Annotated in this window: 1 pseudogene; it reads left to right on the top strand. The window is 48.7% G+C overall.

Annotation, left to right across the window (positions count from 1 at the left end):
- A pseudogene (locus tag GNF10_RS37770) lies at positions 1 to 232 on the top strand (3-deoxy-7-phosphoheptulonate synthase); the annotation flags it as partial.

Raw genomic sequence — 232 nt, 5'->3', positions numbered from 1 at the left:
TTGCTGACTCGCGTAAAAGCATTTCAGATATTATCGCCGGGCGCGATCCTCGTCTGCTGGTAGTATGTGGTCCTTGTTCCATTCATGATCCGGAAACTGCTCTGGAATATGCTCGTCGATTTAAAGCCCTTGCCGCAGAGGTCAGCGATAGCCTCTATCTGGTAATGCGCGTCTATTTTGAAAAACCCCGTACCACTGTCGGCTGGAAAGGGTTAATTAACGATCCCCATAT

Source organism: Nostoc sp. UCD121 (assembly GCF_014222285.1).
GTDB lineage: Bacteria > Cyanobacteriota > Cyanobacteriia > Cyanobacteriales > Nostocaceae > Nostoc.
This window is presented reverse-complemented; position numbering and strand designations above follow the sequence as displayed.